The sequence below is a fragment of the Rhizobium sp. CB2179 genome (assembly GCF_057653455.1).
On the sequence record NZ_CM172781.1, the window covers coordinates 1,120,373 to 1,146,570 of the forward strand.

The following is a 26,198-nucleotide window of genomic DNA, read 5'->3' on the forward strand; positions in this document are numbered from 1 at the left end:
CCGGGTCAGACAGGCCGCCCGATGAGGCGACCTAGCGGCACAATATCACGCTTAAGTTTCAGCAGCGACTGTAGACATGGACGTCGCTTTCGGTCTGCCCCCTGGAAAGGCCGATATCCTTCAACTGCTCGTCGGACAGCTCCATCAGAGCATTGCAGTTGCGCCGTTCGTTCATTTTGCGCGCCAGCCACTGTGCTGCGGTGACTATAGCAAGGAACCGGCCGGGCCGCATATTGCGGGCCGAGATTGTGGAATTCGAGCTATGCATTGTGATCCTCCATCCGTGATTGGATGGAGGCAGTGAACCATCAGCGGCGGTTCCGCGCTGTCAGATTATTTAGCGATCGAACGCGACGCTTACGCTTTCAGCAGCCACTCGTGCTCGGCGGCATTGTGGAATTTCCAGATCCGCTGCGGTCCGGCCATGACGTTGAGGTAATAGAGGTCGTAACCATGGCAGGCGGCGCAGGGGTGATAGCCTTTCGGCACCAGCGTCACGTCGCCGTCCTCGAGCGCCATCGCTTCGTCAAGGGAGCGATCGTCGGTGTAGACGCGCTGGAAAGCGAAACCCTGCGGCGGGTTGAGCCGATGATAATAGGTCTCTTCCAGGAAGCTCTCGTTCGGCAGGTCGTCCTGGTCGTGTTTGTGCGGCGGATAGGAGGAGGTGTGGCCTCCGGGCGTAATCACCTCGACGACCAGCAGCGAATGCGCCGAGCTGTCGTCTTCCGGCATGATATTGTTGACATAGCGCACATTCGTGCCCTTGCCGCGCGTCACCTGCGGGTGCGTGCCGGGCGGGATGGCCTTTGCCTGATAGGTGCCGCCGCCGGGTGCGGAGCAGACGGCGAGCTCCAGATCGGTCTCCGCCGTCACCGACCACGTCGATTCCATCGGGATGTAGAGCGCATGCGGCGCACCTTCGAACGGGTTCATGCGGCCGCCGAGCGTGCCGAAATCCTTGGTGCCGGCAGACGCTTTGCCCTTGCCGGTCACCCAGACGAGGCAGACTTCGCGATCACCCGTCTCTCCCGAAACGGTCTCGCCCGGCTTCATCCGATGCAGATCGAAGCCGACATAGGTCCAGCCGGCGTTTTCCGGGGTGACATGCGTGACGCGGCCATACGTGCCTGATGGTTTCACCTTGAGATTTGGCATTGGTGTTTTTCCTCGTAAGTTGGAAAATTCCCCTCCCCAACCCCTCCCCACAAGGGGGAGGGGCTAACCTGCCGTGCTGTCTCGCCCATATTACGGCCTTCCTTTTTTCAAGGTGGCCGCCATCTGGTGCGGGGCGGTGCCTCAAGTTAAGTCCCTCCCCTTGTGGGGAGGGGTTGGGGAGGGGTCTTTTGCTCCCGCTATCCCTTAGGAAAGCCTTCCGTTTCCACGGTATAGCCCGCAGCCGTCATGACGCGCATCAACTCGGCGTGACCGATCTCGGCCATTTTCTGCGGCGGAGCCTTGCGCGGATCCTGTTCGGCCTCGACAACGAACCAGCCTTCATAGCCGTGATCGGCCAGCCGCTGGACGATGGCGCCGAAATCGAGCGAGCCGTCGCCCGGCACCGTGAAGGCGCCAAGTGCCACCGCATCGAGGAAGGACTGCCGGCTGCGATCCAGTCCATCCACCACAGGTTTGCGGATATCCTTGACGTGAACATGGTTGATGCGGGCGTGGTGGTTCCCAATGGCGCGCAGCACGTCGCCGCCGGCAAAGGCGAGATGCCCGGCATCGAGCAGCAGCGGGATGCCTTCGCCCGAATGGCGCATGAAGGCGTTGAGTTCCGGCTCGGTTTCGACGACGGCCGCCATGTGATGGTGATAGGAAAGCGGCATGCCCTGCTCGGCGCACCATTCTCCGAACCGGGTGACGCGGTGCGCATAGGCCTTCATCTCGTCATCGGAAAGGCGAGGCTTGGTCGCGAGCGGCTTGGAGCGGTCGCCCTGGATGGAACGGCCGACTTCGCCATAAACGATGCAGGGCGCGGCGACGGCCTTGAACAGTTCGATCATCGGCGCGATGCGGTCCTTGTTGGCGGCAAGCTCCTCGTCAACAAGCGTGCCCGAGAACCAGCCGCCGCACAGCGTGACGTCGGCTGCACGGAGAATCGGCAGCATCACCTTTGGATCGTCGGGGAAGCGGCGGCCCTTTTCCATGCCGGTAAAGCCGGCACCGCGCGATTGCCGCAGGCATTCCTCCAGGGACACATCGTCGCTGAGCTCAGGAAGATCGTCGTTCCACCAGGCGATGGGCGACATGCCGAGTTTGGCCTTCATCAACATTCTCCTTAAAAGCATTGCGGAAGAGCTCTGCTCTTCCGAAAAAATGATAGCGATAGATCAGCCGATACGCTGGGCGGCGCGTGCTTCGACATAGCCCTTGCGCGCTTCGTTGACCTCTTCGCGCGGGCTGACCTCCGGCACCGCGACATCCCACCAGTGGCCGCCGGCCTCCGTGGTAATAAGCGGATCGGTGTCGATAACGAAGACCGAGGTGCGATCGTTCTTCCTCGAGTCGGCGATCGCCTGCTCCAGCTCGGCGATCGAGGCGACCTTGACGGCGATGGCGCCCATGCTTTCGGCATGCGCGCGGAAATCGATCTCCGGCATCACCTCGTGGTAGGAGTCCTTCAGCAGATTGTTGAAGTTGGCGCCGCCGGTTCCCATCTGCAGCCGATTGATGCAGCCATAGCCGCGATTGTCGAGCAAGACGATGTTGAGCTTGAGGCCGAGCATGACCGAGGTGGCGATCTCGGAATTCATCATCATGTAGGAACCGTCGCCGACCATGACGACCACATCCCGTTCGGGACGCGCCATCTTGGCGCCAAGCCCGCCGGCGATCTCGTAGCCCATGCAGGAAAAGCCGTATTCCATGTGATAGCTGCCCGGCGCCGTCGCCGGCCAGAGCTTGTGCAATTCACCGGGAAGGCCGCCGGCAGCGCAAAGCACCGTCGTATTCTCACCGCCGATCGTGCGCGCCACCGCGCCGATCACCTGCGCATCGGAGGGCAGGGCGGCATTGGTCGTGGCCATTGCCCTGGCCGCAGCCTCCATCCAGACCTTCTTTTCCGCAGCCGCCTTCTCGGTGAGGGCGGCCGGCGCCTTCCAGCCCGAAAGTCCGGCCGAAAGCGCCTTCAGCCCTTCGCGGGCGTCTGTCACCAGCGGATAGCTGTCGTGCTTCACCGCGTCATAGGCGGCGATATTGAGGCCGATCATCTTCAGGCTGTCATTCTTGAACAGCGCCCAGGAGCCGGTAGTGAAATCCTGGCAGCGCGTGCCGACGGCGATAACGAGATCCGTCTCTTCGGCGATCGCATTCGCCGCCGACGTGCCGGTGACGCCGACCGAGCCGAGTGCCAGCGGGTGGGTCTCGTTGATCGCCGACTTGCCGGCCTGGCTGACGACGACGGGAAGGCCGTGGGCCTCGGCAAAGGCGGTAAGCTCCTTCGTCGCCTGCGAATAAAGCACGCCGCCGCCGGCAACGATCACCGGCTTCTGCGACGCCTTGATCAGCGCGATGGCATTCGCCAGCTCGTCTGCATCCGGCTGCGGCCGGCGGGCCGTCCAGACTTTTTCATCGAACAGGCTTTCCGGATAATCGAAGGCTTCTGCCTGAACGTCCTGGCAGAGCGACAATGTCACCGGGCCGCAATCCAAGGGGTCGGTCAGGACCTGCATGGCGCGCTTCAGCGCCGCGATGATCTGCTCGGGCCGGGTGATGCGGTCGAAATAGCGCGAAACCGAACGGAAGGCATCATTGGCTGAAACCGTGCCGTCGCCGAAATCCTCGATCTGCTGCAGCACCGGATCCGGCGCGCGGTTGGCGAAGACGTCGCCCGGCAGGAAGAGAACGGGAATACGATTGACATGCGCCACGCCGGCGGCCGTCACCATGTTCAGCGCGCCGGGGCCGATCGAACTCGTGCAGGCCATGAAGCGCGTGCGGAAATTCGCCTTGGCATAGGCGATCGCGGCATGCGCCATGCCCTGTTCGTTGTGAGCGCGATAGGTCGTCAATTCATCGCGCACCTGATAGAGCGCCTCGCCGATGCCGGCGACGTTGCCGTGACCGAAGATCGCCCAGACGCCGCCGAAGATCGGCACTTTCTTGCCGTCGACGATCGTCATCTGTACCTTGAGGAAATGCGTGACGGCTTGCGCCATCGTCAACCGTATCGTCTTGCCCATCGGGTCCTCCCGCAATCTTTCTTTTCGCGCTTTTCCCTCCCCAACCCTCCCCTCAAGCGGAGGGGTTAACTTGCCGGGCTCCCTTCATTCTCGCCGCAACGTCTCCTCCAATGGGAAGCTTGCTGATGGCGTGAGGCGGTGCCCGGGTTAAGTCCCTCCCCTTGTGGGGAGGGGTGGGGAGGGGTCTTAATTCTAAGTCTACTGATGTCCGCGGGTCTTCAGCCACGCCTCTGTCAGTTGCCGGAAGCGGCCGGCCATATCGGCGATCGCTTCCTCGTCGTTCATTTCGCCCGAAAGCCAGGCGCGCGCCGGATCGGCAAAGATCGTCCGGCCGACGGCGAAGCCCTTCACGGAGGGGGCAGCCAGCGTCGCCTCGAAGCAGGAGATCAGCTCGTCGGCGGGCGCCTCGAGCCCCAGCAGCACGATACCGCGGCACCATGGATCATTTTTGGCTATCACCGCATCGATCTTTTTCCAGGCCTCACGGGATGCTTGCGGCTCCAGCTTCCACCAGTCCGGCTTGATGCCGAGCGCATAGAGCTCCTCCAGCGCGGTCGCGATGGTATCGTCGGTCAGCGGGCCGTTCTTGCCGGCGATGATCTCCACCAGCAGCTCGCGGCCAACCTTGCGGGAGGCCTCGAACAGAGTGCGCAGCTTCTCCTGCTGCTCCGTCTTCAATTCAGCCGGATCATCAGGATGATAGAAACACAGGCACTTGATGCAATGATTGAGCGGCCATTCGACGAGCTGCGAGCCGATATCCTGGCTGAATTCGAAGCGCAGCGGCTTCGAGCCCGGCAATTCCACCGGCCGGCCGATCCAGGAGAAATTCTTCGTCGCCGCATCGAAGAAAGCGTCGCGGCCGAAGCGTTCGTCGATCAGCATGCCGTAGCCGTCGCGGCCATTCGAAACCCGCGCCGCCGCCGCGACCGCCAGCCGCTTGAAGGCGACGATCTTCTCGTGGCCGACGCCGAGTTCATCGGCGACGCTGACGAGCTGCGAGCGGTGGTCGATCGCCAGCGCCATCAAAAGCGGGATTTCGCCGCGCCGGGTCGATGCCCAGTGGATATGGTTGATCGCCTCGTCCTTGCGCAGCGCCCGGTGTTTGCTTCCGGTCGTCAGGAAGAAGTCGAGTTCGGCCCAGGTCGGATATTCCGGCGAGCAGAGCAGGCGGGAGACAGCGAAGGCGCCGCAGGCATTGGCCCAGGTCGCACAGGTCTTCAGCGGCTCGTCGCGCAGGAAGCCGCGCAGGAAGCCCGACATGAAGGCATCGCCGGCGCCGAGCACGTTGAAGACTTCGATCGGGAAGCCCTGGCCGATGATGCCGGCTTCCAGATCGTCGGCAATCGGCCCGTCATAGACGATGCAGCCCATGGCGCCGCGCTTGAGCACGATCGTCGCCGGCGACAGGCGGCGAATCTCCTTCAGCGCGCCAAGCACGTCGTCGGCGCCGGACGCGATCAGGACTTCTTCTTCGGTGCCGACGATGAGATCGCAGTCGGGCAGCGTCTCCTTCATCTTCGAGGAGACTCGGTCGGATTTCACATAGCGCTCGAAGCCTTCCGCATGCCCGGCAAGGCCCCAGAGGTTCGGTCGGTAATCGATGTCGAAGATCACCTTGCGGCCGTTCGCCTTGGCGATGCGGATAGCCTTGCGTTGCGCGGCTTCGGTATTCGGCCGTGAGAAATGTGTGCCGGAAACGAGAACGGCGCGCGACGATCTGATGAAATTTTCGTCGATATCGCCTTCATCGAGCGCCATGTCGGCGCAGTCCGAGCGATAGAAGATCATTGGCGACACGCCCTCGGCCTCGACCGCAAGCAGCACCAGCGCCGTCAGCCGCTCCTTGTCGGTGATGATGCCGTCTGTGGCCACACCTTCGCGCGCCGACTGCTCGCGGATGAAGCGTCCCATCTGCTCGTCGCCGACGCGGGTGATGAGGCCGGATTTGAGGCCGAGCCGCGCCGTGCCGATGGCGATATTGGCGGGGCAGCCGCCGACGGACTTGGCGAAGGAGCCGATATCCTCCAGCCGCGAACCGATCTGCTGGCCGTAAAGATCGACCGAAGAGCGGCCGATGGTGATCACATCAAGCGCCGGCTCCGGCTGTGAATCCGGATTCGATTGTACCATGATGTCCTCCCGCTAGATTTTGCGCGGCTTCCAGTGCCTGCGAATTTTCAATAATGAAACATCGGTTCCGATATTTTGTCAATTCGGAATGTTTATTCCATTTTGCCTTTTACAGGTTTTGACGGCTGACCCTTGCGCCGCCGTTCAGCGATTGCAACCGGTAATGCCATGGTGAGCGCCATCGAGGCCGAAAGCGAGCGGAAGCCGGCGAAATCGGCCTCCGCCACCTCGAACCAGTGCGTGGCGCAGGCGGCAAGCGGCGAGAAGGCCGAATCGGTGATCGCAATGACGGGGACGCCGCGATCGGCAAGCTCCTGGCTCTGGCTGAGGCTGTCGGCCGCATAGGGCGAGAAGCTCGCCGCGATCGCTGCATCCTTCGGTGTTGCGAACTGCACCATTTCAGGGTCGACGCCGTTCGGCGAGGCGACGATCTGGTGGCGGATGTTGAGCTTAGAAAAAGCGTAGGTCATGTGCGCCGTCAGCGGGTAGGAGCGCCGTTTGGCGATCAGGTAGATCGTCTCGGCGTTGGCAAGGATATTCACCGCTTTGGTGAAAGTATCGCTCTGCACCGTTGCGGCCAGCCGGTTGACCGACTGATTTGCCGCGGCAATGAAGCCAGAGAGCAGATTGGCGTCCTCATCGTCGCCGCTCGATTGCTCCAGCGTGACGAGGCGCTCTTCGTAGCTCAGCGTCCGGTCCCGCAATCTTTCGCGAAAGATGCTCTGCAGGTCGGAAAAGCCTCCATAGCCCAGATGATGCGCCAAGCGCACCAGCGTCGAGGGTTGGACGTCGGAGGCCGCCGCGATGCTCGCCGTCGTGCCGAAGGCGATCTCATCGGGATTGCCGAGCGCGAAGGCGGCGACCTGTGCCAGCCGCTTCGGCATGCTTGCCTTGCGCTCGATGATGGTGCTGCGCAGGCTTTCGAAATCGCGCGGTACACGCGCGTGCCTCTGGGGATCGTTATCCATGCTTGCGGCTCATGAGATGAAACAAATATTCCATATTATCGAACATAAACGATTTCAAACGACACGGCTAATTGTTTTTAATCCCCTGTAATTGAAGGCTTTTGGACAATCTCTTCGCGAAGAACGCAGAAATGCCTGTGAGTAGGTCCCTTGTCAAAATGATCCAAATATTCCAAAAATCCGCGCGCAGCTCTCGAGGAGACGGAAATGAAGCCACTCGGCATCGGTTTGATCGGCACTGGTTATATGGGCAAGTGCCATGCATTGGCGTGGAATGCAGTAAAGACGGTGTTCGGCGATGTCGAGCGTCCGCGTCTCGTGCATCTGGCCGAAGCCAATGCTGGGCTTGCTGAGACTCGGGCCGGTGAATTCGGCTTCGAGAAGGCAACGGCCGACTGGCGGGCGTTGATCGCCGATCCCGAGGTCGACGTCGTCTCCGTCACCACGCCCAATCAGTTCCACGCCGAGATGGCGATTGCTGCCCTTGAGGCCGGCAAACATGTCTGGTGCGAAAAGCCGATGGCGCCGGCCTATGCCGATGCCGAGCGCATGCTGGAAACGGCGAAAAAATCCAGCAGGGTTGCCGCCCTTGGCTATAATTACATCCAGAATCCCGTCATGCGGCACATCAAAACGCTGATTGGCGAAGGCGCCATTGGCACAGTCAATCATATCCGCGTCGAGATGGACGAGGATTTCATGGCCGATCCCGATGTCTTCTTTTATTGGAAGAGCGAGCTTTCCGCCGGCTACGGCGCGCTCGACGATTTCGCCGTGCACCCGCTGTCCCTGCTCTGGTATCTCTTCGGCCATGTCGAGGCCGTTATAACGGATATGGTGAGGCCCTATGCCGATCGCCCGTTGAGCGAGGGTGGCCGCCGTGCCGTCGAAAACCACGATGGCGCCAACGTGCTGATGCGGCTTGGCGGTGGCATCTCCGCCGTGTTGATGGCGAATCGCGCCGCCTGGGGTCGCAAGGGCCGGATCGCCCTGCAGATTTACGGCTCGAAAGGCTCGATCGTCTATGATCAGGAGCGGATGAACGAATTCGAACTCTATCAGGCCGACGGCCGCGGCTCCGAACAGGGTTTCCGCAAGATACTGGCGGCACCCGCCCATCAGCCTTATGATCGCTTCATCCCGGCGCCAGGCCACGGCCTCGGCTTCAACGATCTGAAGATCATCGAATGCCGCGAGTTGATCCGGGCAATATCAGGCGAACCGTCGTCGATTGTGACATTCGAAGACGGTCTCAGGATAGAAAAGTCGGTGCATGCCATGGCACAGTCCTTCCACGAGCGTCGCTGGATCGAGATCGGCTGAATGTAAGAGGCCGCTTTCCGTTGACGGGGCGTGGGCTACTGCATAATCCCTGAAATCGGGATCGATTTCAGGGATTATGCAGAAACTCAAAAATGCGACTGCGTCCTTTGCGCGTCTGAAAGACACGCGGCGCTGTCGGGAATAGGCCTTGGCGTGGTTGTCGGGCGCAGCTTCAGGAGCGAGATCGTGACGGATAGACTGGTGATCATCGGCGCGGGACAGGCCGGTTTCGCATTGGCAGCCAAGCTGCGTGCGTTGAAGGATACGCGCCCGATCACCCTCATCGGAGCAGAGGACGTCGCCCCTTATCAGCGCCCGCCGTTGTCGAAGAAATACCTGCTTGGCGAAATGGCCTTCGACCGCCTGCTGTTTCGCGCCGAGCACTGGTATGCCGACAATGACGTCGACCTTCGCCTTTCGACTTGGGCCGAGCAGATCAAGCCGGACAGCAAGCAGGTCCTGCTGCAGGACAGCTCCGTTCTCGATTACGGCACGCTGGCGCTCGCCACCGGCTCGACGCCGCGCCGGCTGCCGGCCGCGATCGGCGGCGATCTCGAAGGCGTCTATGTCGCCCGCGACAAGCGCGATGCCGATCTGCTGGCCGAGGAGATGCGCCCCGGCCGCCGTGTTCTGATCATCGGTGGCGGTTATATCGGCCTCGAGGCGGCAGCCGTTGCCCGCCATCGCGGTCTGGAAGTCACTGTCATCGAGATGGCCGACCGCATCCTGCAGCGCGTCGCGGCGAAGGAGACCGCCGACATCATGCGCGCGATCCATGAGGCCCATGACGTGGTGATCCGCGAAAAGACAGGGCTCAAGCATCTGATCGGCAAGGATGGCCGCGTCACCGGCGCCGCACTTTCCGACGGATCAGTCATCGACATCGATTTCGCCGTCGTCGGCATCGGCGTCGCGCCGAACGATCAGCTTGCCAAGGAAGCCGGCCTCGAAGTCGCCAACGGCATTGTCGTCGACGAATTCGCCCGCACCTCCGATCCGGCGATCTTTGCCGCCGGCGATTGCGCCGCTCTTCCCTGGCAGGGTGGTCGCATCAGGCTCGAATCGGTGCAGAACGCCGTCGACCAGGCCGAAGCAGCCGCAGCAGTCATCGCCGGCGGCAGCGACCCTTATGCGCCAAAGCCGTGGTTCTGGTCCGACCAGTATGACGTCAAGCTGCAGATCGCCGGCTTCAATCTCGGTTATGACGAGACGCTGCTGCGCCCCGGCACCCGCGAAGGCGCCCATTCAGTCTGGTACTTCAGGGAAGGCCAACTGATCGCCGTCGATGCGATCAACGACGCGAAAGCCTATGTGACCGGCAAAAAACTGCTGGAATCCGGGACCAACCCCGATAAATCGATTCTCGCCGACCCTTCTGCGGACCTCAAGAGCCTGCTCGGCTGAGCTCGGCTTGTTCATCGACGAGAACGAAGCGCGATCAAATTCCGCGGATTGCGGCAGGAAACGCTGTCGGTTTGCGTAACCAGCCGAATTGCAGCTCGCTGCATTTCTTCTGGTGAAAACTCAAAAAACCCTTGCATTCACAGACCGGTCGCCATAGTTAGGCCGCACCGGAGAGGTGGCCGAGTGGTCGAAGGCGCTCCCCTGCTAAGGGAGTATACGTCAAAAGCGTATCGTGGGTTCGAATCCCATCTTCTCCGCCATTCCGATTTCCTGAGCACGCGTCGATCGTTTTTCTGGCAGGGAATCATTTTCGCTTAGTCGGCTAGGCCGGGCGACAAAAAAATCTCTCTGCCTCGAGCGAGAGAATCGCCTGCGGGAATCACCTCCCGCGCTCAAGCCACCGGCAGGGGCGAAAGCGGATCGGTGCATGTCCGGTTACGCTTCCGGCAATCATGAATCCCCCGCAAGTGCCGCATTTTGTCAAAAAAGTGTCTCGAAAGTGTCGTTAGGCGCATGTCCAATTCTTTGTTGGGCCGACCTAAGCCTCCGCAAAATCAGGGTTTTCTTAACAAAGCATAAAGGAAACCGGGGCCGGCTGCCCGACTTGTGTCCTTTCAGCAACAGAATGTCGGGAAGGCTTCCTCAAATGCCCTATCTACACAAGTTGGTGATTGCGTGACGGCTTCCGTCTTGTATTTTCAACCTCGGAAGCAAGGGCGACTGATCGTCCACTTCTTGAAACACGGGGATGGGGCAGGGAACGCTGCTCAGCGAAAGATCCCAAACCCGATCGAAACTTTGAATTGGAGGTCATTTATGAACATCAAGAGCCTTCTTCTCGGCTCCGCTGCTGCTCTCGCAGTAGTTTCCGGTGCTCAGGCTGCTGACGCTATCGTTGCTGCCGAGCCGGAACCGGTTGAATATGTTCGCGTCTGCGACGCTTACGGCACCGGCTACTTCTACATCCCGGGCACCGAAACCTGCCTCAAGATCAACGGCTACATCCGTTTCCAGGTCAACGTTGGCGAAGACATCGGCGGCGATTCTGACTGGGATGCAACGACCCGCGGCCAGGTTCAGTTCACGGCCAAGAGCGACACCGAGTATGGTCCGCTGACCGGCGTCATCGTCATGCAGTTCAATGCTGACAACGCCACCGATCAGGCTGCCAAGCTCGACTCCGCTTACCTCGACATCGCGGGCTTCCGCGCTGGTCTCTTCTACAGCTGGTGGGACGATGGCCTCTCCGGCGAAACCGACGACATCGGCTCGCCGGTCACGCTGCACAACTCCATCCGTTATCAGTACGAAACCGACTCCTTCTACGCTGGCATCAGCGTCGACGAACTCGAAGACGGCTTCTACAAGACGGACGAAGAAGCCAACAACGTTGGTGTTGCAGTCGGTCTCGGCGGCAAGGCTGGTGCATTCAGCTACCAGATCACTGCAGGCTACGACGTCGACAATGAAGACGGTGCTGTCCGTGCAATGGGTACGGTTGACATCGGTCCTGGTACGCTCGGCCTCGCTGCCGTATACGCTACCGGCCCGAGCTCCTACTACACCAAGGCTGAATGGGCTATCGCTGCCGAATACGCTATCAAGGCAACCGACAAGCTTAAGATCACCCCTGGTGTCCAGTACTACAGCAACTACTACGTTGCTGGCGACGACTTCAGCGACAACGAAGCTTGGAAGGTCGGTCTGACGGTTGATTACCAGATCGTCGACAACTTCTACGCCAAGGCTTCGGTTCAGTACCTCGATCCGGAAGATGCTGACGACTCCACGACGGGCTACTTCCGCCTGCAGCGTTCGTTCTAATCTGATCTGACTTCGGTCAATCAGGAAAGCCCGGCTCTCGAGCCGGGCTTTTTGTATTTGGACGAATGGCCCATTGTGCCAGTTGACCAGTGTCGATCAGGTTTATCGGCAGGTGGCGAGAAAAGCTCGAAGTGCTGTCGGGATATTGCCGAGATGCGGGAGCGGGGCATGTCCTTGCCCTTCGGCAGCATGTCGGATCAAGCCCGGATGCCGCCGTGCCATTTCACCGGCGGTTTCCTGTGAAAGCAGCGACGTATTGTCACCGCGGATCAGCATCAGCGGCAACCGGCTCAGGCTTTCGAATTGCTCCCAGAGATCAGGCAGCGGCTGGCTGAAATCGATCGATTTGAGCGCCTCCGCGATCGCCGGGTCGAAATCGGCGACAGGCCTTCCATCGATATCGCGATAAAGGGCAAGCGCCATCTCGCCCCAGTCTTGCTCTGTAAGCGCGGTAAACGACGCGCCATGATTTTCCTTCAATATAACGGCCGCCTCGTTCCAATCCGCCGGCTTTCGACCGCTGTTGAGGTAATCGCGGATCCGCGCCAGCCCCACAGCCTCAAGCACAGGCCCGATGTCGTTGAGGATGACAGCCTCGAGAAGATCCGGCCGTGTCGCCGCGATCAGATGCAGGATCAGCCCGCCCCGCGACGTGCCGATGAAGATCGCCCGCTCGATGCCGAGTGCTGCGCAGGCGGCAATGACGTCGCCGGCTTCGATGGCGAGATTGTAGTTCGCCTTGTTCTCATCCCATGCCGAGTTTCCCCGCCCGCGCGAATCGAGTGCAACCACCCTGCGCGGCACTTTTGTGTCTCGGGAAAGAAGCAGTGCAAGCGGATGAAAATCCCGCGTATTGCGGGTCAGGCCGGGCAGACAGATCACCGGCATCCGTCCAGCGGTCGCCGCCCGGTCGGACAGGTAATCGCGGGCATGAAGCCTCAACCCATCAGAAGAAGTGAAAAATCGTTCCTGAAAACCGCCTTCATCCGTATCCGGCATCGCATCCCTCGAGACCTGTTTGATCCCGAAGATGTAGCTTGCTTTTCGAGCCGCGCCAAACGGCTTCAGGAGGCGCTGCGTCCGCCGATCAGGTCGCGCTCGATATCGGTGGACTGGCCGAGACGGGCTTTATAAACTTCGTAATTCTCCATCACCCGCTGCACGTAGTTGCGCGTTTCGGGGAAGGGGATGCGTTCGATCCAGTCGACGATCTCGTCGATCGGCCTGCCGCGCGGATCGCCGTAACGGCCGATCCACTCCGGCACCCGCTTCGGCCCGGCATTATAGGCGATGAAGGTGAGGATATAGGAGCCGCCGAAGGCATCGATCTGCTCACCGAGATAATGCGCGCCGAGTGTCGCGTTATAGCCGGCATCGGCCGTCAGCTTGTCCTTGGAAAAGGCGATGTTGTGGCGCTTGGCCACCGCCTGGGCTGTCCCCGGCAGAAGCTGCAGCAGGCCGCGCGCGTTCGCCGCCGAAACGGCGGCCGGGTTGAAGGCGCTTTCCTGCCGGGCGATGGCATAGGCGAGTGCCTTGCCGGAACCTGTTATATTGGCGTTCGCCGGGATCACGCCGACCGGAAAGGCAAGCGCTGCGACATCGATGCCGCGCCCATAGGCGATCTTGCCGATCTGCAGCGAGAGATGATGATCGCCGGATTGCTCGGCCCGTGCTGCAAGGACGGCCAATTCGCCGGGGCTTTGCAGTTGGTCGGCGAGCGCGAGATAGAGAATGGCGGCTCGCCATCCATGGCCGGCGGCCTCCAGTCGGGCGATCGCCTGCACGGCTTCGCGTGCCTGGAAGCGCTGCCGGTCGGCCGTGCTCGGTGCGGGATAGGTGACATCAAGCGTCTTTCGCCCCAGCCTTTCGGCCGCGAGCTGGCCATAGAAGGTGCCGGGAAAATTCGCCGCCTTCGCATAGAATTCGCTGGATTTGCCGGGGCCTCCGGCCTCCGCTGCTCGTCCCAGCCAATACCAGGCGCGTGAAACCGAGATCGGCCCGTTTGATGTCTGGAGGATCTTGCGGAAGTGTCTTTCCGCCGTTTCCGGGTCCTGCAGGCCGCGAAGTGCGTACCATCCGGCATGGAATTCAGCCTCGACGATATCCGTCGGGCTCGTTGCCGCGTAGTTTGCGACGATGCGATAGGCAGGCTTGAATTGTCCCTGGTCGACGAGGCCACGGCTGACGATGCGCTGCTCGTTCCACCATTCGCCGGAATTGACGAGTTCGCTGCGCTCGGGCGGCATCTGCTCCAGAAGCGCTGCCGCCTCGGCATATTTGTCCTGCCTGCGCAGATACTCGATCCGCGCAAACAGCAGGCCGGCATCGCCCCGCCATTTTGCATCGACGGCGTTGAGCAGCGCGCCGGCATTGCCGGCTTTGGCGTCAACGGCAGCCCAGGCCGTATAGAGCGACTGGGCCTGGCCCATGTCGCCGAAGCGCTTGGCCTGCGCCACCCGGCCGCGATACATCAGATAGTCCATCCGCGCCTTGTGGTCGGCAGGCGTCAACAGCGCGGAAAACTCGATGAGGATCTTGTCCTCGGTCGCCTTGTCGAGAGCCTCCTCGCGCCAGACCTTGCGGATATATTTTGCCGCCTGCGCCTGCTTGCCTGACGCAACCAGCGCCCGGCCGAGAATGACGGCGCCCTGCATCGTCTCAGGCGCGGTATCGCCGAAGGCGGCGAGCACGGCGGGAGGGGCGGGATTTTCGTCATAGATCGCGCGTTCGGAATAGGAACGCAGCCGCGAAAGACCCGGCCAGCCCTTGAGTTCCTGTGCGGCGCTGGCGATTTCATAGGAGGGAACGCCCTTCAATCCGGAAACGGCGATCGCCCAGGTGAGGATATGGCGGTCGAGCGTCTCGTCGCGCATGCGGTCGCGGATCGAAAGCGCCAGCTGCGGGTCTTTGTCGGAAAGCGCATCGAGGCCGGCTTTCAGGTCGCCATTGACAGGCGCGATGGCCGGATTCCGCAGAATGGCGCCCGTTGTAATCGATTCCGGTATGGCTGTCTCGGGAATGAAGCCAAGCGGCTTGACGGCAGGCATGGAAGCGCTCTCGCCGGGAAGCGGCGACGCAACACTGCTCCACGCGGCGGCAATGAAGCCGAAGGCGGACAGAATCAGGACAGCTTTCTTCATCCGGGATCTCGCAACGAAAACACGCCCTGCCATTTGGCTAGAGGCATCTTAACGAAACCTTACCGTACCAGGTAAAATTCATTCACATCTGCTATCGGAATTTGCCCTAAACCGAACTCTGCGCGCTTGTCGCGATGATTTCGGCGCTCTATGGTGCGCAACTCTTATTCATGGAATGCGGCCGAAGCAAGGATTTGGTCGTGAGGAGCTTTGCATGTTCAATGGGTCCATTCCCGCCCTCGTCACCCCCTTCACGGATGCCGGACTGATCGACGAAGACAGCTTCGCCGCTCATGTCGACTGGCAGATCAAGGAAGGCAGCGGCGGTCTCGTTCCGGTCGGCACGACAGGCGAATCCCCGACGCTGTCGCATGCCGAGCACAAACGGGTGGTCGAACTGTGCATCGAAGTTGCCGCAAAACGCGTTCCCGTCATGGCCGGCGCCGGCTCGAACAATACACGTGAGGCGATCGAGCTTGCCCAGCATGCCGAAAAGGTCGGTGCGAACGCCGTTCTGGTCGTCACGCCCTATTACAACAAGCCGACGCAGAAGGGTTTGATCGCCCATTTTTCGGCGATCGCCGAGGCCGTCGATCTGCCGATCTATATCTACAATATCCCCGGCCGCTCGGTGGTCGACATGACGCCGGAAACGATGGGTGCGCTCGCCAAGGCGCACAAAAATATCGTCGGCGTCAAGGATGCGACGGGCAAGATCGAGCGCGTCTCCGAACAGCGCATCACCTGCGGCGCGGATTTCAGACAATTATCCGGCGAGGATGCGACGGCGCTCGGCTTCAACGCCCATGGCGGTGTCGGCTGTATTTCGGTAACGGCCAATGTCGCCCCGCGCCTTTGCGCCGACTTCCAGGCGGCAACGCTGGCAGGCGACTATGCCCGCGCCCTGGAATATCAGGATCGGCTGATGCCGCTGCACAAGGCGATCTTCCTTGAGCCGGGTCTTTGCGGCGCCAAATACGGGCTCTCCAAACTTGGCCGGATGAGCCGCAACGTTCGTTCGCCCCTGCTTTCGACGCTGGAGCCGGCAACGGAATCGGCGATTGACGCCGCGATGCGCCATGCAGGCCTGTTGAACTGACGAGACTGGCCGTCTTCACAAGACGGGGTCTCTCCCTTACATAGAGGGCAAGGAATGAGGGCGCGGCTTTTCGCGCTCTAAAAAAGCAATTGGAATATCGTCATGGCCCCCAAAGGCAGCCAGCGCGTGGTGAACAAGATCGTGGCCGAAAACCGCAAGGCCCGCTTCAACTACGAGATCATCGATACTTACGAGGCGGGCATCGTGCTGATGGGCACGGAGGTCAAGTCGCTGCGCGAAGGCAAGGCCAATATCGCCGAATCCTACGCCTCGGATGAGGGCGGCGAGATCTGGCTGATCAATTCCTATCTGCCGGAATATCTGCAGGCCAACCGCTTCAATCACGAGCCGCGCCGGCGCCGCAAGCTGCTGCTGTCGGGCCGTGAAATCCATCGCCTGCGCTCTGCGATCAACCGCGAAGGCATGACGCTGATCCCGCTGAAGATCTATTTCAACGATCGCGGTCGGGCGAAGATGGAACTGGCGCTCGCCAAGGGTAAGAAATTGCACGACAAGCGCGAATCCGAGAAGGAGCGCGATTGGAACCGGCAGAAGAGCCGCCTGCTGAAAGCTTATGGCTGACCGCGTTGCCGTGGTTTATGATCACGTCCTGATCGTCGCGGCCACTTCGGTTCGGGATGATGGAGAGGTCAATCCTCGAGATCGCTGACCGGGGCGACTTCGACCGGGCGTGGCGCCCGCTCGGAGGGGTCGCGACCGATTTCAGCCTTCAGAGATAAGAGATCGATGAAATGATCGGCCTGACGGCGCAGGTCGTCGGCAATCATCGGCGGCTGGGTCGCCATGGTCGAGATCACCGAGACCTTGCGGCCTCTGCGCTGCAACGCCTCGACCAGGTTCGTGAAATCACCGTCGCCCGAGAAGATGACGAGATGATCGACCGTTTCGGACTGTTCCATGGCGTCTATCGCAAGCTCGATGTCCATGTTGCCCTTGATCTTTCGGCGGCCCATGGAATCCGTGAATTCCTTGGCGGGCTTGGTGACGACTTTGTAGCCGTTGTAGTCGAGCCAGTCGATCAGCGGCCGGATCGATGAATATTCCTGATCTTCGATCAGAGCGGTATAATAATACGCGCGCAGCAGATATCCGCGTTTCTGGAACGCTTTCAAGAGCTTGCGGTAATCGATGTCAAAGCCGAGGCTCTTGGATGCAGCGTAGAGATTGGCGCCGTCAATGAAGAGTGCAATTTTTTCGCGTGGGTCAAACATCGCTTACCAATCCAATGAGAGCAATCGAAATCCGCATGGGCCAAACTTAAATAAAAACAATAGCTTGTGTTTCGATTTCGATCCGGCCCTTACTTTATGAATTATTCATATATGAAAGATTTAGGGCACGATTCGACATATTCCAAGCAACCGTCGGTGGAATTATGACATTCTCCATGGGAATCTAGCTCAGCCGCGGATAAAGACGAGGGGAGCCGGAATGAAAAACTTGTATTTGCCCGGTTTTAATTGTATCGGGCGTGTTAATCCCGAAATGACGACCGTAAAGGACAGGCAATGGCCCGTGTCACAGTTGAAGATTGCATCGACAAGGTGGAGAACCGCTTCGAGCTGGTTCTGCTCGCCAGCCACCGCGCCCGGCTGATTTCCCAGGGTGCCTCGATCACCATCGATCGCGACAACGACAAGAACCCTGTGGTGGCCCTGCGCGAAATTGCCGATGAGACGCTTTCGCCGGATGACCTCAAGGAAGATCTGATCCATTCGCTGCAGAAGCATGTCGAAGTCGACGAGCCCGAACCCGATCCGGCAAGCATGATCGCTGCCGGCGGTGTCGCCGCAGCCGACAGCGAAGAGCAGGACGACGTGCCCGAGACGATCACTTTCGACCAGATGTCGGAAGAAGAGCTGCTCGCCGGCATCGAAGGCCTGGTGCCGCCGGAAAAGAGCGACGACTACTAAGCGCGTCTGCCGGATCCCTGTCGCATCGGTTGAATGCGATCCCCCGGTCGCACTGATGCGATCCGGAAAAAGCGGCATGCGATGCAAAAGAGCGACGATTACCAATCGTCAATCTTGCACCTTTATTGGTTAGGCATATTATTGCCCATGTGTGCGCCAATCGTTGATTGGCGCGCTTTTATTTTTATCGGAGTGGCTTTGGAATGATGCGGCAGTACGAGCTCGTGGAGCGGGTTCAGCAATACAAGCCCGATGCCAATGAAGCACTGCTGAACAAGGCCTATGTTTATGCCATGCAGAAACATGGCCAGCAAAAGCGCGCGAGCGGCGATCCCTATATTTCCCATCCGCTCGAGGTCGCCGCCATCCTCACCGACATGCACCTCGATGAATCGACGATCGCGGTCGCTCTGCTGCACGATACCATCGAGGATACGACGGCGACGCGCGCCGAAATCGATGAACTGTTCGGCGAGGATATCGGCCGCTTGGTCGAGGGTCTGACGAAGATCAAGAAGCTCGATCTCGTCACCAAAAAGGCCAAGCAGGCGGAAAACCTGCGCAAGCTGCTGCTCGCCATTTCCGACGATGTGCGCGTGCTGCTCGTCAAGCTTGCCGACCGCCTGCACAATATGCGCACCCTCGATCACATGTCGGCCGACAAGCGTGCCCGCATCTCCGAGGAGACGATGGAAATCTATGCGCCGCTCGCCGGCCGCATGGGCATGCAGGACATGCGCGAGGAACTCGAAGAGCTCTCCTTCCGGCATATGAACCCGGAAGCCTACGAGACCGTCACCAAAAGGCTGGAAGAGCTTTCGAAGCGCAACGAGGGCATCGTCAAGAAGATCGAGGCCGAGCTGCGCGACCTTTTGGTCGCAAGCGGCCTGACGAGCGCCTACGTCAAGGGCCGGCAGAAGAAGCCCTATTCGGTCTTCCGCAAGATGCAGTCGAAGTCGCTTTCCTTCGAGCAGCTTTCCGATGTCTACGGCTTCCGCCTGATCGTCGAGGACATACCCTCCTGTTACCGGGCGCTCGGCATCGTCCACACGCGCTGGCGCGTCGTGCCCGGCCGCTTCAAGGACTATATCTCGACGCCGAAGCAGAACGACTACCGTTCGCTGCACACCACCATCGTCGGTCCTTCCAGCCAGCGCATCGAACTGCAGATCCGCACCAAGCGCATGCACGAAATCGCCGAATTCGGCATCGCCGCCCACACGCTCTATAAGGACGGCGCCACCAATGCCGATGGCGACATCCTTTCTCGCGAATCCAATGCCTATTCCTGGCTGCGCCATACGATCGAGGCGCTGGCCGAGGGCGACAGCCCGGAAGAATTCCTCGAGCACACCAAGCTCGAGCTGTTCCAGGACCAGGTCTTCTGCTTCACGCCGAAGGGCAAGCTGATTGCCTTGCCGCGTGGCGCCACCCCGATCGATTTCGCCTATGCGGTGCACACCAATATCGGCGATACCACGGTGGGCGCCAAGATCAACGGCCGCATCATGCCGCTGGTGACGCGGCTTGCGAATGGCGACGAGGTCGAGATCATCCGCTCCGGCGTGCAGGTTCCGCCGGCCGCCTGGGAGGAGATCGTCGTGACCGGCAAGGCGCGCGCCGCCATCCGTCGCGCCACCCGCATGGCGATCCGCAAGCAATATGCCGGCCTCGGCCACCGCATTCTCGAGCGCACCTTCAACAGGGCCGGCAAGATTTTCTCGCGCGAGGCGATGAAGCCGGCGCTGCACCGTCTCGGCCAGAAGGATGTCGAGGATGCGATCGCCGCTGTCGGCCGCGGCGAAATGTCTTCGCTCGACGTGCTGCGCGCCGTCTATCCTGATCATCAGGACGAGCGCGTCACCGTGAAGCCCTCCGGCGATGACGGCTGGTTCAACGTCCGCAGCGCCGCCGGCATGATCTTCAAGATCCCCGGCAAGACCAAGGCAGGGCACGACGGCGGCCATTCGGAAATCGACGCCGATGCCGATATCGGGCCGATCCGCGGCCTGTCCGGCAATGTCGACGTCAAGTTCGCGCCGACCGGTGCCGTGCCCGGCGATCGCATCGTCGGCATCATGGACCAGGGCAAGGGCATCACCATCTATCCGATCCAGTCGCCGAGCCTGCAGCGCTTCGACGATCAGCCCGACCGCTGGATCGACGTCCGCTGGGATCTCGACGAAGCCAATAAGTCGCGTTTCATGGCGCGCATCATGGTGAATGGGCTGAATGAACCCGGCACGCTTGCCAAGGTCGCCCAGACGGTGGCAGGCATCGACGTCAATATCCGCTTGCTGAACACGGTGCGGGTGGCGGCCGATTTCACCGAAATGATGCTCGAGGTCGAGGTCTGGGACCTGCGTCAGCTCAACCAGCTGCTCGCCCAGATGAAGGAACTGGATTGCATCGCCACGGTCCGGCGGCTCTACGAGTAAGTTTTTATTAAGCCCTCAGGGATTTGAGCGAAAAATTGCACATTTTATGGTCGTTTTAGGATCGGAATGGCGCATCAAAAAGGCGAGTAATGCAGTGAGTGCATGGCTGTCTCCATGTTGCGGTGGTGGTAATTAACCTCTGCTGGGCCTATCTTCTGGTCATCGAAACGTAAACAGAAGATGAGACAACGTAATGTTTGACCCTATTAAGAAATTCGCTCGTGCCTTTCGCGCTCCGACCACGCAGGAACGTGAAATGGCATATTTGGATGGCTCGTTCGACCGTATCGACCTCGAGTTTCGTCAGCGCCAGGTCGATCGCGGTCTGTTCCGTAATCGCTGATACCAAACTTATACTTGAGACGAGTGAGGGACGTTATGCATAACGGACGCCCCTCGGCATGAAGAAGCTCCTCTTCACAGAGAGAAATGAGGGGCGGATTTTCGAGCGGTATCATTTGCCGCTCTTGTCATGGTGGTGTGCACTGCACTAAATACCGGCCATGTTGTTTCGCCGTCGCAAACCTGCGGGATTCAAGGAAAAGATGCGGGAGCTTTTGTGGCCCCGCAAGGGTTTCCTTCGCCCGATCCGTTACCTGACAATGCGCGTCCTGCGCCTGAGCGCTTCGCCGCATGCGGTTGCCGCCGGCGTCGCTGCGGGTGTCTTCGTCTCGTGGACGCCTTTCATCGGCGTGCATTTCGTCATGGCTTTCGTCATCACCTATTTCCTCTCCGGTAGCATGGTGGCCGCCGCCCTCGGCTGCGCCGCCTTCGGCAATCCGCTGACCTATCCCTTTATCTGGGGGATCACCTGGGAGATCGGACATTTGCTGTTGAGCCGTAAGGATCAACTGGCCGGTCAGACGCTGGATCTCGCCGCCCTTTTCCACAAGCTGAACTTCACTGAGCTATGGAGGCCGGTGCTGGAGCCGATGCTGGTCGGCGCCATCCCGCCGGCGATCGTCACTTCCGTTGCGCTCTATGCGCTGACGTTCTACACCGCCAGGGGTTTTCAGACGCGCCGGCATATACGGTTGATGGAGCGGGCGCGCCTGCGCCTTGCCGTTCCAGCCGGCAACATGCCGAGCGTATGAACCCGATCAAGAATTCTTAAGCGACGGAAGGCTCCGGCATGATCATCGGCATTGGCAGCGATCTGATCGACATTCGCCGTGTCGAGAAATCCATCGAGCGCTTCGGTGAGCGTTTCACCCATCGTTGCTTCACCGAGATCGAGCGCGCCCGTTCCGACAAGCGGGCAAACCGTGCCGCATCCTATGCCAAGCGTTTTGCCGCCAAGGAGGCCTGTTCCAAGGCGCTCGGCACCGGCATAGCGCAGGGCGTCTTCTGGAAGGACATGGGCGTCGTCAACCTGCCGAGCGGCAAGCCGACCATGCTTTTATCGGGCGGCGCCGCGCTGATCCTCGAATCACTGCTGCCCGTGGGCCACAGGCCCGCCATTCATTTGACAATAACGGATGATTATCCCTTGGCGCAGGCCTTCGTCATTATCGAGGCGTTGCCCGAGAGCCTCTGATCGTGACCTCGGGAGCGTTGATCGCGACCTCGGGCGCTGTTGATCGCGACCTCTCGTCGCTTTTGATGTTGTCGCCATTGCCGCAACCGGTCGAAGCCGCTAGAGAGAACGACAGAAAGAATTGCGCCGCCGCGGCGTCTTGAAGGAATAAGACTGCGTGTCCGAAAAAGTCGAAGCCAAGCCGAACGCCCTCTGGGAAAATATCAAAGTCATCATCCAGGCGCTGATTCTGGCGATGGTGATCCGAACGGTGCTGTTCCAGCCCTTTACCATTCCGTCCGGTTCGATGATGCCGACGCTGCTGGTCGGCGACTACATCTTCGTCAACAAGTTCGCTTACGGCTATTCGAAATATTCGCTGCCCTTCTCGCCAGATGTTTTCAGCGGCCGCCTGTTCGGCGCCGATCCGAAGCGTGGCGACATCGTCGTCTTCCGTTTCCCGCCGAACCCCGAAATCGACTATATCAAGCGCTGCATCGGCCTGCCCGGCGACCGTATCCAGGTTACCGACGGCGTGCTCTACGTCAACGGCAAGCCGGTTCCGAAGGTGGCGGACGGTGCGTTCACTTCGGATTACAAGCTCGACCCGGGCGAGGACGTGCCGGTGTTCCGCGAAACGCTCGACGACGGCAAGTCCTACGACACGCTCGATCAGTCGCCGGTGTCGCGTGGCGATAACACCCGCGAATTCATCGTGCCGGAAGGCCATTATTTCATGATGGGCGACAACCGCGACAACTCGCTCGACAGCCGCTTCGACGTCGGCTTCGTGCCTGCCGAAAATCTTGTCGGCCGTGCCAGCGTCATCTTCTTCTCGCTCGGCAACGACACCTCCTTCCGCGAAATCTGGAAGTGGCCGACGAACATGCGTTGGGACCGCCTCTTCAAGGTTGTTGAATGAGTAAGGCGCAGACGCTTTCTGCGGCGGACCGCGCAAAGCTTGAAGCCCTGATCGGTCATGACTTCGCTGAAAAGGAACGCCTGGATCGCGCGCTGACCCATGCCAGCGCCCGCACCGAAAAGGGCGGCAATTACGAACGGCTGGAATTCCTCGGCGACAGGGTCCTTGGGCTCTGCATCGCCGAGCTTCTGTTCCGCACCTTCGGCACAGCAGGAGAAGGCGAGCTCTCGGTTCGCCTCAACCAGCTCGTCAGCGCCGAAACCTGTGCCGCGGTCGCCGATGAACTCAATCTTCATCTCTATATCCGCACCGGCGCCGATGTGAAGAAACTGACCGGCAAGCGGATGATGAACGTGCGCGCCGACGTCGTCGAAAGCCTGATCGCCGCGATCTATCTCGACGGCGGCCTCGAAGTTGCCCGCCGGTTCATTCTGCGTTACTGGCAGGGCAGGGCGGTGCGGGCCGATGGCGCCAAGCGCGACGCCAAGACCGAGCTGCAGGAGTGGTCGCATGCGAAATTCGGCGTCACGCCGATCTACCGGGTTGATGAACGCAGCGGACCGGATCATGATCCACGCTTCAAGGTGACGGTGGAAGTTGCTGGCATTAAGCCCGAAACCGGCGTAGAGCGGTCGAAGCGTGCCGCTGAACAGGTCGCGGCAACGAAGATGCTTGAGCGCGAAGGCATTTGGCAGCAATCGCCTGCCGGAAACTGACGGGACAATGACACAAGAAGAAGAGATCGCGGCCGAAGCTGCCGCAGAAACCAATGGTCCGACGCATTCGGGCTTTGTCGCGCTTATCGGGCCGACCAATGCCGGCAAGTCGACGCTGGTGAACCGCCTCGTCGGCGCCAAGGTCTCGATCGTCAGCCATAAGGTGCAGACGACGCGGGCCATCGTCCGCGGCATCGCGATCCATGACAATGCCCAGATCGTCTTCATGGATACGCCTGGTATCTTCAAGCCGCGCCGCCGGCTTGACCGCGCGATGGTGACCTCGGCCTGGGGCGGTGCGAGGGATGCCGATCTGATCGTGCTGCTGATCGACAGCGAGCGCGGCCTGCGCGGCGATGCGGAAGCCATCCTCGAAGGCCTCAAGGAAGTCCGGCAGCCGAAGATCCTGCTGCTCAACAAGATCGACCGCGTCAACCGCGAGGATCTGCTGGCACTGGCCGCTGCCGCCAACGAGAAGATCGCTTTCGAGCGCACCTTCATGATCTCCGCCGAAAACGGCTCCGGCTGCGACGACCTCATGGACTATCTGGCGAAAACGCTGCCGGAGGGGCCGTGGTACTATCCGGAAGACCAGATCTCCGATCTGCCGATGCGCCAGCTCGCCGCCGAGATTACCCGCGAGAAGCTGTTTCTGCGCCTGCACCAGGAGCTTCCCTATGCCTCGCATGTCGAAACGGAGACGTGGGAAGAGCGCAAGGACGGCTCGGTGCGGATCGAGCAGGTGATCTATCTCGAGCGTGACAGCCAGAAGAAGATCGCGCTCGGCAAGGGTGGTGAAACCATCAAGGCGATCTCGACTGCATCGCGCAAGGAATTGTCGCAGATCCTCGAACAGCCGGTCCATCTCTTCCTGTTCGTCAAGGTTCGCGAAAATTGGGGTGATGATCCCGAGCGGTTCCGCGAAATGGGTCTCGATTTCCCGAAATAAGCATGGCAAGGATTTCGCCGGGTTGGCGCCAGCCCTTTGTTTCCGCATAAAAAATCCGCCTCGCTCATGGAACAAATCCATGCTTTGCGCATTCCTTGATGAACGGCGCGCTAATGTTGGCGCGCCGATTTTGCGACGGCGGGGGCAAGTATGGCGACGTCGAGACCCATCAATTCTTTCAAGACCCCTTGCGAGCAATGTCCTTTGCGGCCCCTGCCGCATTTCAGGGAATTCAGCCGTGACGAGCTGGAATTCGTTTCGAGCTTCAAGAGGGGTGAGCTTGCCGTCGATGCCGGCTCCACCATCCTCGTCGAGGGCGCACATAGCGCTCACCTCTTCACGGTGCTTGCCGGCTGGGGCTTCCGCTACAAGATGCTGGAGGACGGGCGCCGCCAAATTCTGAACTATATCATGCCGGGCGACCTGGTCGGTCTGCAGGGAACGATTGCCGGTGAAATGCAGCATTCCGTCGAAGCGCTTTCGCCCGTGTCCCTTTGTGTCTTCGAGCGTGACAGGCTGATGACGCTCTACAACAAGCACGCCTCGCTCGCCTTCGACATCACCTGGATCGCCGCGCGCGAGGAGCGCATCCTGGATGAGCATCTCCTGAGCATCGGCCGCCGCACGGCGCTGGAAAGAGCAGCCTACCTGATCGCTTTCCTGTTCGAGCGCGGCCGGAAGCTCAATATCTTCAACGGCCGCAAATTCATCCCCATCACCCAGCAGCACATTGCCGACACGCTCGGCCTTTCCATCGTTCATACCAACAAGACCTTGAAAAAGCTCAGCGAACGTGGGTTGATCCGCTGGCAGGAGCGCGGCTGCGAGGTGCTGAACGGCGAGGAGTTGATGGCGATCGCCGGCTGGGAAGGGCTCGGAGAGGGCAAACGCCCCTTCATCTAAAGCGCGTTGCGATCTTTCAGATTCGCGCCTCGCGCTTTAGGTCTTTGTTTTGCGCATGCCGCTGTCGCAAAACCGCTGCACACTTTTGCGCGACATGCCTGGCCAAGCAGCTTGGTTATGTCTTTTTTAAATGCAGATTAGCAGCAGGCAAAATAAGCTCGGCCGTCGTCTTTCCTCCGATTTTGATTCTTATCGACCGGGCAGAAAAATGGTTTATTCAGAAAAGGTGGCGGAATTCACCGATAGCGTGCCATGCGGGGCACCGGAGGGCAATGATGTTGGCGAAACGGCCGGGGCGCTGCGACAGGCGCCCGACGAGGGGCATCGAATCATGAGCGCAATCCGTGTTCTGGTTCTTGAAGACAGTTTGATCATCGCGATGGAGGCGGAGGATATTCTGCGCCTGGCCGGCGTCGAGAGCATCGATATCGTCGGCAGTTTGGAACAGGCGAGGGCTGCCATCGCTGCGGAGAAATATGATTTCGCCCTTCTTGACGTCAATCTCGGCGAGGGCATGAGTTTCGGATTTGCCCGCCATCTTCTCGATATCGGCATCCCTTTCGGCTTCGTCAGCGGCTATTCCGATACCGGCGATTTCCCGCCTGACCTGCAGCACATACCGCTTCTGGTGAAGCCGTTCGACGAAACGGCGATGCGGGAATTCCTGCAGAGGCTTTTCCCGGCTGTCGCCTGAAGCGGTCCATGACGGAAGCCAGGCCTTGCATTGCAGCGCGTCTTTTCAGAC

At 60.3% G+C, this 26,198-nt stretch carries 24 protein-coding genes and 1 tRNA gene; 16 read left to right on the forward strand and 9 right to left on the reverse strand.

The features are described 5' to 3' along the window. Positions 1–58 precede the first annotated feature (58 nt). The 6 genes from AC244Q_RS05655 to AC244Q_RS05680 form a co-directional block, all read right to left on the reverse strand. Positions 59–268 carry a DUF1127 domain-containing protein gene (locus tag AC244Q_RS05655; RefSeq protein ID WP_128407181.1) on the reverse strand — a complete coding sequence of 70 codons (210 nt, stop codon included), beginning with the start codon at positions 266–268 and terminating at the stop codon, positions 59–61. Between the two features lie 89 nt (positions 269–357). Next, positions 358–1,155 (reverse strand): 5-deoxy-glucuronate isomerase, encoded by a 798-nt coding sequence (gene iolB, locus AC244Q_RS05660; RefSeq protein ID WP_012756772.1) that lies wholly within the window; start codon positions 1,153–1,155, stop codon positions 358–360. Between the two features lie 197 nt (positions 1,156–1,352). Then, complete coding sequence (gene iolE, locus AC244Q_RS05665; protein WP_026157298.1) at positions 1,353–2,270, reverse strand: myo-inosose-2 dehydratase; 918 nt, start codon at positions 2,268–2,270, stop codon at positions 1,353–1,355. Positions 2,271–2,333: 63 nt separating this feature from the next. Further along, complete coding sequence (gene iolD, locus AC244Q_RS05670; RefSeq protein ID WP_026157299.1) at positions 2,334–4,184, reverse strand: 3D-(3,5/4)-trihydroxycyclohexane-1,2-dione acylhydrolase (decyclizing); 1,851 nt, start codon at positions 4,182–4,184, stop codon at positions 2,334–2,336. A 198-nt stretch (positions 4,185–4,382) separates the two neighbouring features. Next, the gene (locus tag AC244Q_RS05675) at positions 4,383–6,317 is read right to left on the reverse strand and encodes a bifunctional 5-dehydro-2-deoxygluconokinase/5-dehydro-2-deoxyphosphogluconate aldolase (protein ID WP_012756775.1); all 1,935 of its coding nucleotides are present in this window, start codon (positions 6,315–6,317) and stop codon (positions 4,383–4,385) included. Positions 6,318–6,409: 92 nt separating this feature from the next. Then, the gene (locus AC244Q_RS05680) at positions 6,410–7,285 is read right to left on the reverse strand and encodes a MurR/RpiR family transcriptional regulator (RefSeq protein ID WP_012756776.1); all 876 of its coding nucleotides are present in this window, start codon (positions 7,283–7,285) and stop codon (positions 6,410–6,412) included. A gap of 207 nt (positions 7,286–7,492) precedes the next feature. Between AC244Q_RS05680 and AC244Q_RS05685 the strand changes: the two genes are divergently transcribed. The 4 genes from AC244Q_RS05685 to AC244Q_RS05700 all read left to right on the forward strand — a co-directional run bounded on the left by AC244Q_RS05685 (position 7,493) and on the right by AC244Q_RS05700 (position 11,836). Then, positions 7,493–8,608, forward strand: coding sequence for a Gfo/Idh/MocA family protein (locus AC244Q_RS05685; protein ID WP_012756777.1), 1,116 nt, complete (start codon positions 7,493–7,495; stop codon positions 8,606–8,608). 186 nt (positions 8,609–8,794) lie between these two features. Continuing rightward, positions 8,795–10,012, forward strand: a complete 1,218-nt coding sequence (locus tag AC244Q_RS05690; RefSeq protein ID WP_128407182.1) for an NAD(P)/FAD-dependent oxidoreductase — start codon at positions 8,795–8,797, stop codon at positions 10,010–10,012. Between the two features lie 169 nt (positions 10,013–10,181). Beyond that, positions 10,182–10,272, forward strand: a tRNA-Ser gene (locus tag AC244Q_RS05695). 556 nt (positions 10,273–10,828) lie between these two features. Continuing rightward, positions 10,829–11,836, forward strand: a complete 1,008-nt coding sequence (locus AC244Q_RS05700) for a porin (RefSeq protein WP_012756779.1) — start codon at positions 10,829–10,831, stop codon at positions 11,834–11,836. Positions 11,837–11,938: 102 nt separating this feature from the next. Here AC244Q_RS05700 and AC244Q_RS05705 read toward each other — a convergent pair whose 3' ends face one another. Both AC244Q_RS05705 and AC244Q_RS05710 read right to left on the reverse strand, forming a co-directional pair. Further along, positions 11,939–12,835, reverse strand: a complete 897-nt coding sequence (locus AC244Q_RS05705) for an alpha/beta fold hydrolase (protein ID WP_012756780.1) — start codon at positions 12,833–12,835, stop codon at positions 11,939–11,941. A gap of 65 nt (positions 12,836–12,900) precedes the next feature. Then, positions 12,901–14,976, reverse strand: a complete 2,076-nt coding sequence (locus AC244Q_RS05710; RefSeq protein WP_128407183.1) for a lytic transglycosylase domain-containing protein — start codon at positions 14,974–14,976, stop codon at positions 12,901–12,903. Positions 14,977–15,190: 214 nt separating this feature from the next. Here AC244Q_RS05710 and dapA point away from each other — a divergent pair, with 214 nt between their 5' ends. Continuing rightward, a complete protein-coding gene (dapA, locus tag AC244Q_RS05715; RefSeq protein WP_012756782.1) occupies positions 15,191–16,075 on the forward strand; it encodes a 4-hydroxy-tetrahydrodipicolinate synthase in 885 nt (294 codons plus the stop codon). A gap of 102 nt (positions 16,076–16,177) precedes the next feature. Further along, positions 16,178–16,657 carry an SsrA-binding protein SmpB gene (gene smpB, locus AC244Q_RS05720; RefSeq protein WP_128407184.1) on the forward strand — a complete coding sequence of 160 codons (480 nt, stop codon included), beginning with the start codon at positions 16,178–16,180 and terminating at the stop codon, positions 16,655–16,657. Between the two features lie 68 nt (positions 16,658–16,725). Here smpB and AC244Q_RS05725 read toward each other — a convergent pair whose 3' ends face one another. Next, positions 16,726–17,307, reverse strand: coding sequence for a LabA-like NYN domain-containing protein (locus AC244Q_RS05725; protein WP_012756783.1), 582 nt, complete (start codon positions 17,305–17,307; stop codon positions 16,726–16,728). Positions 17,308–17,604: 297 nt separating this feature from the next. Here AC244Q_RS05725 and rpoZ point away from each other — a divergent pair, with 297 nt between their 5' ends. The 10 genes from rpoZ (at position 17,605) to AC244Q_RS05775 (ending at position 26,147) form a co-directional block, all read left to right on the forward strand. Next, on the forward strand, positions 17,605–18,009 hold the full coding sequence (rpoZ, locus tag AC244Q_RS05730; protein WP_003558080.1) for a DNA-directed RNA polymerase subunit omega: 405 nt from the start codon (positions 17,605–17,607) through the stop codon (positions 18,007–18,009). A gap of 203 nt (positions 18,010–18,212) precedes the next feature. After that, on the forward strand, positions 18,213–20,447 hold the full coding sequence (locus AC244Q_RS05735) for a RelA/SpoT family protein (RefSeq protein ID WP_012756784.1): 2,235 nt from the start codon (positions 18,213–18,215) through the stop codon (positions 20,445–20,447). Between the two features lie 193 nt (positions 20,448–20,640). Further along, positions 20,641–20,790, forward strand: coding sequence for a DUF3563 family protein (locus tag AC244Q_RS05740; RefSeq protein WP_012756785.1), 150 nt, complete (start codon positions 20,641–20,643; stop codon positions 20,788–20,790). A 160-nt stretch (positions 20,791–20,950) separates the two neighbouring features. Next, entirely contained in the window at positions 20,951–21,541 is a 591-nt protein-coding gene (locus tag AC244Q_RS05745; RefSeq protein WP_017993490.1) for a DUF2062 domain-containing protein, read from the forward strand. Between the two features lie 38 nt (positions 21,542–21,579). Then, the gene (acpS, locus tag AC244Q_RS05750) at positions 21,580–21,984 is read left to right on the forward strand and encodes a holo-ACP synthase (protein WP_012756787.1); all 405 of its coding nucleotides are present in this window, start codon (positions 21,580–21,582) and stop codon (positions 21,982–21,984) included. Between the two features lie 157 nt (positions 21,985–22,141). After that, a complete protein-coding gene (gene lepB / locus AC244Q_RS05755) occupies positions 22,142–22,885 on the forward strand; it encodes a signal peptidase I (RefSeq protein ID WP_012756788.1) in 744 nt (247 codons plus the stop codon). Next, a complete protein-coding gene (gene rnc, locus AC244Q_RS05760; RefSeq protein ID WP_003546941.1) occupies positions 22,882–23,601 on the forward strand; it encodes a ribonuclease III in 720 nt (239 codons plus the stop codon). Before lepB ends, rnc begins: the two co-directional genes overlap by 4 nt. A 7-nt stretch (positions 23,602–23,608) precedes the next feature. Then, positions 23,609–24,550: a GTPase Era gene (gene era / locus AC244Q_RS05765; protein WP_012756789.1), complete on the forward strand. Its 942-nt coding sequence runs from the start codon at positions 23,609–23,611 to the stop codon at positions 24,548–24,550. 150 nt (positions 24,551–24,700) lie between these two features. Further along, a complete protein-coding gene (locus tag AC244Q_RS05770) occupies positions 24,701–25,453 on the forward strand; it encodes a Crp/Fnr family transcriptional regulator (RefSeq protein WP_012756790.1) in 753 nt (250 codons plus the stop codon). Between the two features lie 208 nt (positions 25,454–25,661). Then, positions 25,662–26,147 carry a response regulator gene (locus tag AC244Q_RS05775; protein ID WP_012756791.1) on the forward strand — a complete coding sequence of 162 codons (486 nt, stop codon included), beginning with the start codon at positions 25,662–25,664 and terminating at the stop codon, positions 26,145–26,147. Positions 26,148–26,198 lie beyond the last annotated feature (51 nt).